Below are 13081 nucleotides of genomic sequence, written 5' to 3'. Positions count from 1 at the left end.
CCGACCGGACGGGCTCCGTGCGGACCCCTGGCGCGCCGCGCCCAGGGGCGCGGACGCCTGCCCGCGCGTGCGGGTCTCGGTGCCCGGGCGACGGATCGTCCAGCATGCGAACGGGTACCCGCACGGACCAACGTCATGGGCGGGGCCGGGGCCACGGGGTATAGGCTCGCGTCATCCGATCGTCACAGGGGCGTCACGTGCCGGGCACGTGGGGTCATGCGATGGTCGGGACGCACAGCGGCGTGCGTGACCCGAACACCAACTGTGTGCGCCGGCATCCGCGCGGCGCGTGCCGAGGAGGGCAAGTGACCATCAAGGTCGGCATCAACGGCTTCGGCCGCATCGGGCGCAACTTCTACCGCGCCATCGTGGCCTCGGGGGCCGACATCGAGATCGTCGGCGTCAACGACCTGACGGACAACAAGACCCTGGCGCACCTGCTGAAGTACGACACGGTGCTGGGCCGGTTCCCGCTGAGCGTGGACTTCGACGACGACAACATCATCGTCGACGGCAAGAGGATCCGTGCCCTGGCCGAGCGCAACCCGGCGGACCTGCCCTGGGGCGAGCTCGGTGCGGACATCGTGATCGAGTCCACGGGCTTCTTCACCGACGCGACCAAGGCGAAGGCCCACCTCGAGGCGGGCGCGAAGAAGGTCATCATCTCGGCCCCGGCCAAGAACGAGGACGCGACGTTCGTCGTGGGTGTCAACCACACCGACTACGACGCCGCCGCGCACCACATCATCTCGAACGCGTCCTGCACGACGAACTGCCTGGCCCCCATGGCCAAGGCGCTCAACGACGCGATCGGCATCGAGCGTGGCCTCATGACCACGATCCACGCCTACACGGGTGACCAGAACCTGCAGGACGGTCCCCACAAGGACCTGCGTCGCGCCCGCGCCGCCGCGCAGAACATCGTCCCCACGTCGACCGGTGCGGCCAAGGCCGTCGCCCTCGTGCTCCCCGAGCTCAAGGGCAAGCTCGACGGCTTCGCCATGCGCGTGCCGACGATCACCGGCTCGGCCACCGACCTGACCTTCACCGCCTCGCGCGAGGTCACGGTCGAGGAGGTCAACGCCGCGGTCAAGGCCGCCGCGGAGGGCCCCCTCAAGGGCGTGCTGTCCTACGTCGAGGACGACATCGTCTCGAGCGACATCGTCACCGACCCGCACCAGAGCATCTTCGACGCCAAGCTCACCAAGGTGTCGGGCGACCTGGTCAAGGTCGTCTCCTGGTACGACAACGAGTGGGGCTACTCCAACTCCCTCGTCGCGCTGACCTCGTACGTGGGCGAGCGTCTCTGACCTCGCAGCCGCGAGGGTAGGCAGTCCATGCGTCCGCGTGCGCCCAGGCCACCGGCCCGGCGCACGCGGACGCTGCTGTGCCCGGACCAGGACGGTCCGGCACCCACCGCACCTCGTCCTCGCTCTCGCGTGGACATCCCCGCACGCCGGCGCGTCCGGCGGCAGCCAGGTAGTAGGAGACCATGAAGACCATCGAGGACCTCGGCGACCTGCGCGGCAAGCGCGTGCTCGTCCGCTCCGACTTCAACGTGCCGCTCGACGGCACGACCATCACCGACGACGGCCGCATCCGTGCGGCGCTGCCGACGATCCAGGCGCTGACCGCGCAGGGCGCCCGCGTCGTCGTCGTCGCCCACCTCGGCCGCCCCAAGGGCGCCCCGGAGGCCAAGTACTCGCTCGCGCCCGTCGCGGCCCGCCTCGGCGAGCTGCTCGGTGCGCCCGTCGCCCTCGCCGAGGACCTCGTCGGCGACTCGGCGAAGGCCACCGTCGCGGCGCTCGCCGACGGTCAGGTCGCCCTGCTCGAGAACGTGCGCTTCGACGCGCGCGAGACGTCCAAGGACGAGGCGGAGCGCGGCGCGCTCGCCGACGAGCTGGCGGCCCTCGTGGACGCCTACGTGTCCGACGGCTTCGGCGTCGTGCACCGCAAGCAGGCGTCGGTCTACGACGTCGCGCAGCGCCTGCCGCACGCCGTGGGCCAGCTCGTGCTCAAGGAGGTCGAGTCGCTGCGCAAGGCGACGGACGCCCCCGCGCGCCCCTACGTCGTCGTCCTCGGCGGCTCCAAGGTGTCCGACAAGCTCGGCGTCATCGAGAACCTCATCGGCAAGGCCGACCGCCTCCTCATCGGCGGCGGCATGCTCTTCACGTTCCTCGCGGCGCAGGGCCACGCGGTCGGCAAGAGCCTGCTCGAGCAGGACCAGGTCGAGACCGTCAAGGGCTACCTCGCCACGGCCGCGGAGCGCGGCGTGGAGATCGTGCTGCCCGTCGACGTGGTCGTCGCGCCGGAGTTCAAGGCCGACGCCCCGGCGACCGTGGTGCCGGCCGACGCGATCCCGGCCGACCAGATGGGCCTGGACATCGGCCCCGAGTCCGCCGCGCTGTTCGCCTCGAAGATCGTCGACGCCAAGACCGTCGTCTGGAACGGGCCCGCGGGCGTGTTCGAGTTCGACGCGTTCGCCGGTGGCACCCGTGCCGTCGCGCAGGCGCTCGTCGACGCGGGCACGAACGGCGGCTTCACCATCGTCGGCGGCGGCGACTCGGCCGCGGCCGTGCGCACGCTCGGCTTCGACGAGGCCGGCTTCGGCCACATCTCCACCGGCGGCGGCGCGTCGCTGGAGTTCCTCGAGGGCAAGACCCTCCCCGGCATCGCCGTTCTGGAGGACTGACCCATGGCCACGACCCGTACCCCGCTGATGGCGGGCAACTGGAAGATGAACCTGGACCACCACCAGGCGACGCACACCGTGCAGAAGCTGGCGTGGACCCTCAAGGACGCCAAGCACGACTTCGGTGCCGTCGAGGTCGCCGTGCTGCCGCCGTTCACGGACCTGCGCAGCGTGCAGACCCTCGTGGACGCCGACAAGCTCGAGCTCGTCTACGGCGCCCAGGACGTGTCGGCGCACGAGTCCGGCGCGTACACCGGCGAGATCTCGCCGCTGTTCCTGGCCAAGCTCGGTGTCACGTACGTCGCGGTCGGCCACTCCGAGCGTCGTGAGTACCACCACGAGGACGACGCCCTGGTCAACGCCAAGGTGAAGTCGTCGCTCGCGGCCGGTCTCGTGCCGATCCTGTGCGTCGGCGAGCCGCTCGAGGTCCGCAAGGCCGGCGAGCACGTGCCGCACACGCTGGCCCAGCTCGACGGCGCCCTCGTGGGCCTGTCGGCCGAGCAGGTCGCCGGCCTCGTCGTGGCGTACGAGCCCGTGTGGGCCATCGGCACCGGCGAGACCGCGACGCCCGAGGACGCGCAGGAGCTGTGCGCCGCGATCCGCGTGCGCATCGGCGAGCTGTACGACCAGGCCACGGCCGACGCCGTCCGCGTGCTCTACGGCGGTTCGGTGAAGTCGTCGAACGTCGCGTCGATCATGGCCAAGCCGGACGTCGACGGTGCCCTCGTCGGCGGTGCGAGCCTCGACCCCGAGGAGTTCGCGAAGATCGCCCGGTACCAGTCGCACCAGGTCGGCTGACCGCAGCGCACCGGTCGGGCGGGCGCAGCACGCTGCTGCGTCCGTCCGACCTGCGGCGCGAGGTGGTGGCTCCTACGCCCCTGCGTCGCCTACCCTGTACCGCGCCACCCCGTGCCGCCGTGCGGCGCACACCCCGAGTGAGGAACCCCACCCCGTGACTGGCCTGCGCATCGCCCTCCAGGTCCTGCTGGTGCTGACCAGCCTCCTGCTCGTCCCGCTCGTGCTGCTGCACAAGGGCAAGGGCGGCGGCCTGTCCGACATGTTCGGCGGCGGGATCACCGCCGGCGCCGGGTCCTCGGGCGTCGCGGAGCGCAACCTCAACCGGATCACGGTCACCGTGGCGCTGCTGTGGACCGTGGTCATCATCCTTCTCGGCCTGGTCGAGAAGGTCGCGGAGTAGCGGGCAGAGGGGGACGACGACGATGGCGAGCGGGAGCGCGATCCGCGGATCGCGAGTGGGCGCCGGTCCGATGGGCGAGGCGGAGCGCGGCGACGCGGCTCCGCGCGTGTGGATCTCCTACTGGTGCGCGAACGGCCACGAGACGCGGCCGAGCTTCGCCGAGGAGGCCGCGGCCGAGGCGCCGACGACCTGGGACTGCCCCCGGTGCGGGTACCCGGCCGGGCAGGACCCGGAGGCTCCGCCGTCGCCGACGCGCAACGAGCCGTACAAGACGCACCTGGCGTACGTGAAGGAGCGGCGCAGCGACGAGGACGGGCAGGCGATCCTCGACGAGGCCCTGGCCGCGCTCCGCGCCCGTCGCGGTCGCTGAGCCGACCGCCGTCTCCACGGCGCCAGGCCGGTCGCCCGCGACCGGGCGGCCACCCCGACATGCCGAGGCCCCTCGTCCGTCATCGGACGAGGGGCCTCCGGCGTCTCCGTGCGGCGGTTCAGCGCACCCGCAGGAGCGCGAACCCGTCGTAGCCCTTCGCGCCGACGGTCTGCACCACGGTCGCCTCGAGGCGGTCGTCGGCGGCGACGGCCGCGGCGAACGCCCGCACGCCCTGGACGCGGTCGTCCGGGTGCGCGGGGTCGACGACGCCGCCGGCGCGCACCACGTTGTCGACGACGACGAGGGTCCCCGGCCGGGAGAGCGTCACGACGCGCTCGGTGTACGCCGCCAGCTGCTGCTTGTCGGCGTCCACGAACACCAGGTCGAACGGTTCGACGCCCTCGGTGGCCAGGGCGTCGAGCGACGCGAGGGCCGGACCGACGCGGATGTCGACACGGTGGCCGACCCCGGCGGCGTCGAGCGAGGCACGCGCCACCGCCGCGTGCTCGGGCACGAGCTCGAGCGTGACGACCGAGCCGTCGGCGGGCAGCGCCTGCGTCAGCCACCACGTGGAGTACCCGCCGAGGGTGCCGACCTCGAGCACCCGCCGCGCCCCGGCCGTGCGGGCCAGGAGGGTGAGCAGCCGCCCCTGGTTCGGGGCGACGGCGATGTCGGGCAGACCCGCGGCTGCCGCGGCCTCCCGGACCCGCACCGCGGCCGTCGGCTCGGCGGTCAGGTCGGCGAAGAACGCGTCGACGGCTGACCAGGTCTGCTGGGGCGTCTCGGGAGCGGTGCTGTCAGTCACCGGGGGTCACCTCCTGCACGGCGGCGACGTCCACGAGCCACAGCGTCCGCTCGGTCCCGCGCGCCCCGGCGGCGGGCGTGGTGGCGACGGCGTCGCCGGCGAGGGCACGGGCGACTGCCGGCGCCTTCTCCGCACCGGCGGCCACGACCCACACCTCGCGGGCGGCGCCGATCGCGGGGTAGGTGAGCGACACGCGCTCGGGCGGCGGCTTGGGGGAGTCGTGCTCGGCGACGACGGGGACGTCGTGCACGTCGAGGGTGGCCTTGCCGGGGAACAGCGACGCGACGTGGCCGTCGGGGCCCATGCCGAGCAGCAGGACGTCGAAGGCCGGCGTCGTCGCGCCCTCAGGGGCGTGCGCGGCCAGGTCGGCGGCGTACGCGGCGGCGCTGGTCTCACCGTCGGGCACGGCTGCGTCGAGCGCGGGGAACGGGTGCACGTTCGCCGCCGGCAGGGCGTCGCCGAGCGCGTCGAGCAGGGCCTCGCGGGCCTGGGTCTCGTTGCGGTCGGGGTCGCCGTCGGGCAGGAACCGCTCGTCGCCCCACCACAGGTGGACGCCGGACCAGTCGACGGCGTCGCGGGCGGGGCTGGCGGCGATCTCGCGCAGGGTCGCGATCCCGACGGTGCCGCCCGTCAGGACGACGTGCAGGGGGCTGCGGTGCGACTGCAGGTCGACCAGCCGGGTGAGCAGGCGTGCCGCGGCGGCGGCGGCGAGCACGGGCGCGTCCGGGTGGACGACGACCTCGGGGTGGGTGGGCATGGTGTCCTTCCCCGCCGCGGCCGCGGCGTCGTCGGGCCGCGCCGGCCGGTGCCGGCGCGGCCGAGGTGTCAGGCGTCGATGCGGGCGAGGCCCTTCTGCAGGACCTCGCCGTAGACCTCGTCCGCGTCGAGGCGACGCAGCTCCTCGACGAGGCACTCGCGCAGCTGGCGGATCGGCAGGGCGATCCGGTGCTCGGGCTGGTCGGGCTGGCGCAGCGCGGCCGTCTTGCCGTCCGGGCGGTCGAGCACGATGTCGCCGCTGGCGCGCTGCAGACGGACCTGCGTGATCGCCGGCGCGTCGGGCTGGCGCTCGACGTCGACGGGGCACCGCAGCGACTGGGCGAGCCAGGCCGCCATGAGGTCGACCGAGGGGTGCGTGCTCTCGCCGACCACGACCGCACGCTGCACGGGCTCGAACGGCGGCTGGTCCAGCGTCGCGGCGATGAGGCCGCGCCACAGCGTCGCCCGTGTCCACGCGAGGTCGGTGTCGCCGTCGGCGTAGACCTCCGCCAGGTGGCGCAGCGACCGGCCGGGGCTCGAGCACTGGGACGTGTCGGTGATCCGGCGCTGCGCCATGGTGCCCAGGGGGTGCGCGGACGGGTTCTCGGGCACGTCGTACGGCCACCAGGCGACGATCGGCGCGTCGGGCAGCAGCAGCGGCATGACGAGGGTGTCGAGGTGCGTCCCGGCGCCGCCGGCGACGCGCAGCACGATGACCTCCGACGCGCCGGCGTCCCCGCCGAGGCGGATCTGGGCGTCGAGGCACGTCGAGCCGTCGTCCTTCTGCGTGAGCACGACGATGCGGCACGGGTGCTCGCGGGAGGCCTCGTTCGCCGCCGCGATGGACTCCTCGGGGTCGTGCCCGTCGGCGTCGATGATGAGCGTCAGGACCCGGCCGAGGGCGACCGCGCCGCCCTCGTCGCGCTCGGTGAGCAGCCGCTTGTTGATGTCCCGGGTGGTGGTGTCGGGCATGTCGATGATCACGGGAGCCTCCAGGCGCGTCCGTCACGGGCCATCATCGCGTCGGCGGACTCCGGGCCCCAGGTCCCCGCGCGGTACGGGTCGGGGCGGCCCTTGGACGCCCAGTACGACGTGATCGGGTCGAGGATCTTCCAGGAGAGCTCGACCTCCTCGTGCTGCGGGAACAGCGGCGGGTCGCCGAGCAGCACGTCGAGGATGAGGCGCTCGTAGGCCTCGGGGGAGGACTCGGTGAACGCGTGACCGTACCCGAAGTCCATGGTGACGTCGCGGACCTCCATGGCGGTCCCGGGCACCTTGGCGCCGAACCGCAGGGTCACGCCCTCGTCGGGCTGGACCCGGATCACGAGCGCGTTCTTGCCCAGCTCGGAGGTCGCCATGGACTCGAACGGCAGGTGCGGGGCGCGCTTGAAGACCACGGCGATCTCGGTCACGCGCCGGCCCAGGCGCTTGCCGGTGCGCAGGTAGAACGGCACCCCGGCCCAGCGGCGGGTGTCGATGTCGACGCGGATCGCGGCGAACGTCTCGGTGGTCGAGGCGGGGTCGAAGCCCTCCTCCTCCAGGTACCCGACGACCTCCTCGCCGCCCTGCCAGCCGGCCGTGTACTGCCCACGGGCGGTGTGCTTGCCCAGGTCGCGGGGGAGCCGCAGGGCCGAGAGGACCTTCGTCTTCTCCGCGCGCAGGGCCGCCGCGTCGAACGAGACGGGCTCCTCCATGGCGGTCAGCGCCAGGAGCTGCAGCAGGTGGTTCTGGATGACGTCGCGGGCCGCGCCGATCCCGTCGTAGTAGCCGGCCCGGCCGCCGATGCCGATGTCCTCGGCCATGGTGATCTGGACGTGGTCGACGTAGTTGCCGTTCCAGATCGGCTCGAACATCTGGTTCGCGAAGCGCAGCGCCAGGAGGTTCTGGACCGTCTCCTTGCCCAGGTAGTGGTCGATCCGGAAGATGTCGTCCGGCCGGAACACCTCGGAGACGATGTCGTTGAGCTCGCGGGCCGACTGCAGGTCGTGCCCGAAGGGCTTCTCGATGATGACGCGCCGCCACGTGCCGTCCTTGGGCTGCGACAGCCCCGAACGGGCCAGCTGCCTGCTGACCACGGGGAACGCCGACGGCGGCACCGACAGGTAGAACGCGTGGTTGCCACCGGTGCCGCGGGACACGTCGAGCTCCTCGACGGTCTCGCGCAGCCGGTCGAACGCGTCGTCGTCGTCGAACGAGCCCTGCACGAACCGGATGCCCTCGGCGAGCTGGCGCCAGGTGGCCTCCCGGAACGGGGTGCGGGCGTGCTCCTTGACGGAGTCGTGCACGATCTGCGCGAAGTCCTGCGTCTCCCAGTCGCGTCGGGCGAAGCCGGTCAGGGCGAAGCCCGGGGGCAGCAGGCCGCGGTTGGTGAGGTCGTAGACCGCGGGCATGAGCTTCTTGCGGGCGAGGTCGCCCGTGACGCCGAAGATCACCAGGCCGCTGGGGCCGGCGATGCGGGGGAGCCGGCGGTCGCGGGGGTCGCGCAGCGGGTTGTGGCCGGCGCTCACCTTGGCGGGGCTCATGCCGGCGTCCCGCCGTTGCGCTGCAGGCCGGCGCGCACCGAGGCGAGCAGCTCGTCCCAGGAGGCCTCGAACTTGCGCAGGCCGTCCTCCTCGAGCGCGGTCGTGATCTCGTCGACGGAGATGCCGGCGGCCTCGACGCGGTCGAGCGTGCGCGCGGCCTCGTCCTGCCGGCCGGAGACGGTGTCGTGCACGGTGCCGTGGTCCTCGACGGCCTCCAGCGTCTTCTCGGGCATCGTGTTGACGGTGCCCGCCACGACGAGCTCGTCGACGTACCGGGTGTCCGGGTAGGCGGGGTCCTTGACGCCCGTCGAGGCCCACAGGGGGCGCTGCGGACGGGCGCCCGCGGCCTCGAGCGCCTGCCAGCGGGGGCTGCGCAGGACCTCCTGGTAGAGGCCGTAGGCGAGCCGGGCGTTGGCGATCGCCGCGCGTCCGCGCAGCTCGGCGGCCTCGGGCGTGCCCAGGGCGTCGAGGCGGGCGTCGACGGCCGCGTCGACGCGGGAGACGAAGAACGACGCGACCGACGAGATCGGGGCGAGGTCGCGCCCGGCGGCCTGCGCCTGCTCCAGGCCCTCGAGGAACGCGTCGAGCACCGCCGCGTACCGCTGCAGCGAGAAGATCAGCGTGACGTTGACCGAGATGCCCTGCGCGAGGGCCGCGGTGATCGCGGGCAGACCCTCCACCGTCGCGGGGATCTTGACCAGCAGGTTCGGCCGGTCGACGACCGACCAGAGCCGCTGCGCCATGGTCGACGTCGCGTCGGTGTCGCGCGCCAGGCGCGGGTCGACCTCGATGGAGACCCGCCCGTCGACGCCGCCGCTGCGCTCGTGCACGGGGCGCAGCACGTCGCAGGCCTCGCGCACGTCGTCGGTGGTGATCGCGAGGACCGCGTCCTCGACGTCGGTGCCGGCTGCGGCGAGCGCGCGCAGCTGCTCGTCGTAGGCCTCGCCGTGCGCGAGCGCGCCGGCGAAGATCGTCGGGTTGGTCGTCACGCCGACGACGCCGCGCCCGACGAGCGCGGCGAGGTCGCCGGACCGGGTGCGCCGGCGCGACAGGTCGTCGAGCCACACGGCGACGCCGGCATCGTGCAGCTGGTGCAGCGGGGTGGTGCTGGCCATGGTCGTTCCCCTTCGTCCCACGACGGGTGGACGGACGTGCGGGCGGCGCGGCGGGCCGGCTGGAGCGGCCCGCCGCGCGCGGTGGGTCAGGCGGGCAGGTCGCCCGTGCCGGACTGCGTCGGCGTGGCCGACACCGAGCTCGGCGCCTGGTCGCCCCGGGCCGCGGCGAGCGACTCGTGCGCGGCCGCGACGACGGCCTCGGCGGTGATGCCGAACTCGCGGTAGAGCGTCTGGTAGTCCGCCGACGCCCCGTAGTGCTCGAGCGAGATCGAGCGTCCGGCGTCACCGACGATCTTGTGCCACGACAGCGCGATGCCGGCCTCGACCGAGACGCGGGCGCGCACGGCCGCGGGCAGCACGGACTCGCGGTACGCCTCGTCCTGCTCGGCGAACCACTCCAGGCACGGCGCGGACACGACGCGCGTCGGCACGCCGGCAGCCTCGAGGGTCGCGCGCGCCTCGACGGCGAGCTGGACCTCCGAGCCGGTGCCGATCAGCACGACGTCGGGGGTGCCGGTCGACGCCTCCAGGAGCACGTACGCGCCGCGGGCCACGCCGTCGGCGGTGGCGAAGCCGTCCTCGCCCCGGGGGAACGTCGGCACGTTCTGCCGGGTCAGGACGAGGGCCGTGGGGCCGCCGGTCCGCTCGAGGGTGGCCTTCCAGGCCTGGGCGGTCTCGTTGGCGTCCGCGGGGCGCACGACCGACAGGCCGGGGATCGCGCGCACGGCGGCGAGGTGCTCGACCGGCTGGTGCGTCGGTCCGTCCTCGCCGAGGCCGATGGAGTCGTGCGTCCACACGTAGGTCACGTCGACGCCCATGAGGGCGGCGAGGCGCACCGAGCCGCGCATGTAGTCCGAGAACGTGAAGAACGTGCCGCCGTAGGGGCGGGTCAGCCCGTGCAGGCGGATGCCCGACAGGATCGCGCCCATGCCGTGCTCACGGATGCCGAAGTGCAGCGTGCGCCCGTACTCGTCGCCGGCGAAGTCGTGCGAGGACCGGTGCGCCGGCAGGAACGACGGCTCACCCTTCATGGTCGTGTTGTTCGAGCCCGCGAGGTCGGCCGAGCCGCCCCACAGCTCGGGCAGCACGGGCGCCAGCGCCGAGAGGACCTCGCCGGACGCGGCGCGCGTGGCCACGGCCTTGCCCGCCGGGAACACCGGCAGCGCGTCGGCCCAGCCCTCGGGCAGGTCGCCGGCCACGAGCCGGTCCAGCAGCGCCTTGCGCCCGGGGTTCGCCGCGGCCCACGCGTCGAACGACTCCTGCCACGCGGCCCGCACGGGCGCGGTGCGCGACGACAGCCCGCGCGTGTGCGCCAGCACGTCGTCGTCGACCTGGAACGTGCGCTCGGGGTCGAAGCCGAGCAGCTCCTTGAGGCCCTTGATGGCGTCCCCGCCCAGCTTGGAGCCGTGCGAGGAGTGGTCGCCGGTCTTGCCGGGCGTCGGCCACGCGATGAGGGTCCGCAGGCCGATGAACGACGGCTTGTCGGTCACGGCCTTGGCGGCCTCGATCGCGGCGTGCAGCGCGTCGACGTCCTCGCGGTACTCCCCGCCGACGGTCCAGTCGACGTACTGCACGTGCCAGCCGTACGCCTCGTAGCGCTTGAGGACGTCCTCGGTGAAGGCGATCTGCGTGTCGCCCTCGATCGAGATGCGGTTGTCGTCCCACAGGACGACGAGGTTGCCGAGCTCCTGCGTGCCGGCCACCGACGAGGCCTCGGAGGTCACGCCCTCCTGCAGGTCGCCGTCGGAGGCGATGACGTACACGTGGTGGTCGAACGGGCTCGTGCCGGCGGGCGCCTGCGGGTCGAGCAGGCCGCGCTCGCGGCGGGCGGCCATGGCCAGGCCCACGGCCGAGGCCAGGCCCTGGCCGAGCGGGCCGGTGGTGATCTCGACACCGGCCGTGTGGCGGTACTCGGGGTGCCCGGGGGTCTTCGAGCCCCACGTGCGCAGCGCCTGCAGGTCCTCCAGCTCGAGGCCGAACCCGGCCAGGTACAGCTGGATGTACTGCGTCAGGCTCGAGTGGCCCGCCGACAGCACGAACCGGTCGCGCCCCAGCCAGTGCGGGTCGGCCGGGTCGTGGCGCAGCACGTGCTGGTACAGGTGGTAGGCGGCGGGCGCCAGGCTGACGGCGGTGCCGGGGTGGCCGTTGCCGACCTTCTCGACGGCGTCGGCCGCGAGCACGCGCACCGTGTCCACCGCTCGCAGGTCCAGGTCCGTCCAGCCGGCCGTGGTGGCCAGGGGAGCCTTCGCGTTCACCGCACCTCATTCCCGCCCCGTCTGGGGCGTCGTCTGCGCCGGCGCCGAGCGCCGGGTGCCCGGGACGCGGCGCGGGTCCGCCGTGGGGCGGGGCGCCGTGGAGTCCGTGTCCGGGTTCGACCCTATAGCGCGGCAGGGGGGAACCGTGTTCCTCGTCCACCCGTCGGAAAGCGTATTCCCGACCGGGTCCGCCCGCCCGCAGGGCGTGTGATGCGCCACATCCACCCGCTCCCGGGGCCGGCGCGCACCGTCGCGGGCGCCGTCGCGCCCCGCACAGGTCGTAGCATGGCTGACCGGGACCTCGGTCCCGGCCGTCCCGCCGTCGCCGACGGCCCGCACCACCGAACGGAGCCGCAGCGCGTGCGCCTGTCCAGCCCGCCCTCCGTCGATCCGCGCCGCACGCCCCACGACGCGCTCGCGGGCGCCTCGTCCGCCGGGCGCCCGCAGCCCGCGACGCGCGCCGGCCGGGCCCTCGCAGCGGTGCGCGACCGGGTCGGCCCCTACGTGGTGCTCACCAAGCCGCGCGTCATCGAGCTGCTGCTCGTCACCACGGTCCCCACGATGTTCCTCGCCGAGGGCGGCTTCCCGCCCCTGGGCCTCGCGCTGGCCACGCTCGTCGGGGGAGCGGGTGCCGCGGGCGCCGCGAACACGCTCAACCAGTACCTGGACCGCGACATCGACCAGGTGATGCACCGCACCAAGCGGCGCCCCGTGGTCACGGGCCGGATCTCCCCGCGCGCGGCGCTCACGTTCGGCCTCGTGCTCGGCGCGGTGTCGCTGCTGTGGCTCTGGTTCGCGGTCAACCCCGCGTCCGCGCTGCTGACCGCCGCGGCGATCGCGATCTACGTGGTCGGCTACACGATGATCCTCAAGCGCCGCACCCCCCAGAACATCGTCTGGGGCGGTGCCGCCGGGTGCATGCCCGTCGTCATCGGCTGGTCGGCGATGACCGGCGGGATCTCCTGGGCCGCGGTCCTGCTGTTCGGCGTCGTGTTCTTCTGGACCCCGCCGCACTACTGGCCCCTGTCGATGAAGTTCCGGCAGGACTACGCCGCCGCCGGTGTGCCCATGCTGCCCGTCGTCGCCTCCGACACCCGCGTGGCCCGCGAGATGATCGGCTACACGCTCGCCATGATCGCGTGCTCGCTGCTGCTCGTGCCCGTCGCGGGCATGACCTGGGTGTACGGCATCGTGGCCGCGGCGCTCGGCGGCTGGTTCCTGTGGTCGTGCACGAGCCTGCTGCGCCGGGCCCGCAGCGCCCAGCGCGGCCCGCTGCGCGCGATGACCGTCTTCCACGCCTCGATCACGTACCTGACCCTGCTGTCGGTCGCGATCTGCGTGGACGTCTTCCTGCCGCTCTGACGTGCC

The 13081-nt window shown here is 73.6% G+C and carries 12 protein-coding genes; 6 read left to right on the top strand and 6 right to left on the bottom strand.

Going from position 1 to position 13081, the window contains the following annotated elements; genetic code table 11:
- The first annotated feature begins 305 nt into the window (after window positions 1–305).
- From gap to BKA21_RS01875, 5 genes are all read left to right on the top strand, one after another.
- Window positions 306–1310, top strand: a complete 1005-nt coding sequence (gene gap, locus BKA21_RS01895; RefSeq protein ID WP_140458885.1) for a type I glyceraldehyde-3-phosphate dehydrogenase — start codon at window positions 306–308, stop codon at window positions 1308–1310.
- A gap of 182 nt (window positions 1311–1492) precedes the next feature.
- The gene (locus BKA21_RS01890) at window positions 1493–2692 is read left to right on the top strand and encodes a phosphoglycerate kinase (protein WP_140458886.1); all 1200 of its coding nucleotides are present in this window, start codon (window positions 1493–1495) and stop codon (window positions 2690–2692) included.
- A gap of 3 nt (window positions 2693–2695) precedes the next feature.
- Window positions 2696–3490 carry a triose-phosphate isomerase gene (gene tpiA / locus BKA21_RS01885; RefSeq protein ID WP_140458887.1) on the top strand — a complete coding sequence of 265 codons (795 nt, stop codon included), beginning with the start codon at window positions 2696–2698 and terminating at the stop codon, window positions 3488–3490.
- A 154-nt stretch (window positions 3491–3644) separates the two neighbouring features.
- Window positions 3645–3890, top strand: a complete 246-nt coding sequence (gene secG, locus BKA21_RS01880) for a preprotein translocase subunit SecG (RefSeq protein ID WP_140458888.1) — start codon at window positions 3645–3647, stop codon at window positions 3888–3890.
- A 22-nt stretch (window positions 3891–3912) separates the two neighbouring features.
- Complete coding sequence (locus BKA21_RS01875; RefSeq protein ID WP_140458889.1) at window positions 3913–4260, top strand: RNA polymerase-binding protein RbpA; 348 nt, start codon at window positions 3913–3915, stop codon at window positions 4258–4260.
- A 118-nt stretch (window positions 4261–4378) separates the two neighbouring features.
- Here BKA21_RS01875 and BKA21_RS01870 read toward each other — a convergent pair whose 3' ends face one another.
- From BKA21_RS01870 to tkt, 6 genes are all read right to left on the bottom strand, one after another.
- A complete protein-coding gene (locus tag BKA21_RS01870) occupies window positions 4379–5065 on the bottom strand; it encodes an O-methyltransferase (protein ID WP_140458890.1) in 687 nt (228 codons plus the stop codon).
- Window positions 5058–5822: a 6-phosphogluconolactonase gene (gene pgl / locus BKA21_RS01865; RefSeq protein ID WP_140458891.1), complete on the bottom strand. Its 765-nt coding sequence runs from the start codon at window positions 5820–5822 to the stop codon at window positions 5058–5060. Before pgl ends, BKA21_RS01870 begins: the two co-directional genes overlap by 8 nt.
- Before the next feature lie 68 nt (window positions 5823–5890).
- The gene (locus tag BKA21_RS01860) at window positions 5891–6805 is read right to left on the bottom strand and encodes a glucose-6-phosphate dehydrogenase assembly protein OpcA (RefSeq protein WP_140458892.1); all 915 of its coding nucleotides are present in this window, start codon (window positions 6803–6805) and stop codon (window positions 5891–5893) included.
- Window positions 6802–8343 (bottom strand): glucose-6-phosphate dehydrogenase, encoded by a 1542-nt coding sequence (zwf, locus tag BKA21_RS01855; protein WP_140458893.1) that lies wholly within the window; start codon window positions 8341–8343, stop codon window positions 6802–6804. Before zwf ends, BKA21_RS01860 begins: the two co-directional genes overlap by 4 nt.
- Entirely contained in the window at window positions 8340–9458 is a 1119-nt protein-coding gene (gene tal, locus BKA21_RS01850) for a transaldolase (RefSeq protein WP_140458894.1), read from the bottom strand. Before tal ends, zwf begins: the two co-directional genes overlap by 4 nt.
- Before the next feature lie 86 nt (window positions 9459–9544).
- Window positions 9545–11713 (bottom strand): transketolase, encoded by a 2169-nt coding sequence (tkt, locus tag BKA21_RS01845; protein WP_140458895.1) that lies wholly within the window; start codon window positions 11711–11713, stop codon window positions 9545–9547.
- A 360-nt stretch (window positions 11714–12073) separates the two neighbouring features.
- Here tkt and BKA21_RS01840 point away from each other — a divergent pair, with 360 nt between their 5' ends.
- Window positions 12074–13075: a heme o synthase gene (locus tag BKA21_RS01840; RefSeq protein WP_373308168.1), complete on the top strand. Its 1002-nt coding sequence runs from the start codon at window positions 12074–12076 to the stop codon at window positions 13073–13075.
- Window positions 13076–13081 lie beyond the last annotated feature (6 nt).

Source organism: Cellulomonas oligotrophica (assembly GCF_013409875.1).
GTDB lineage: Bacteria > Actinomycetota > Actinomycetes > Actinomycetales > Cellulomonadaceae > Cellulomonas > Cellulomonas oligotrophica.
The sequence above is the reverse complement of the archived record's forward strand: the minus strand, read 5'-3'. Positions and strand labels throughout refer to the sequence as shown.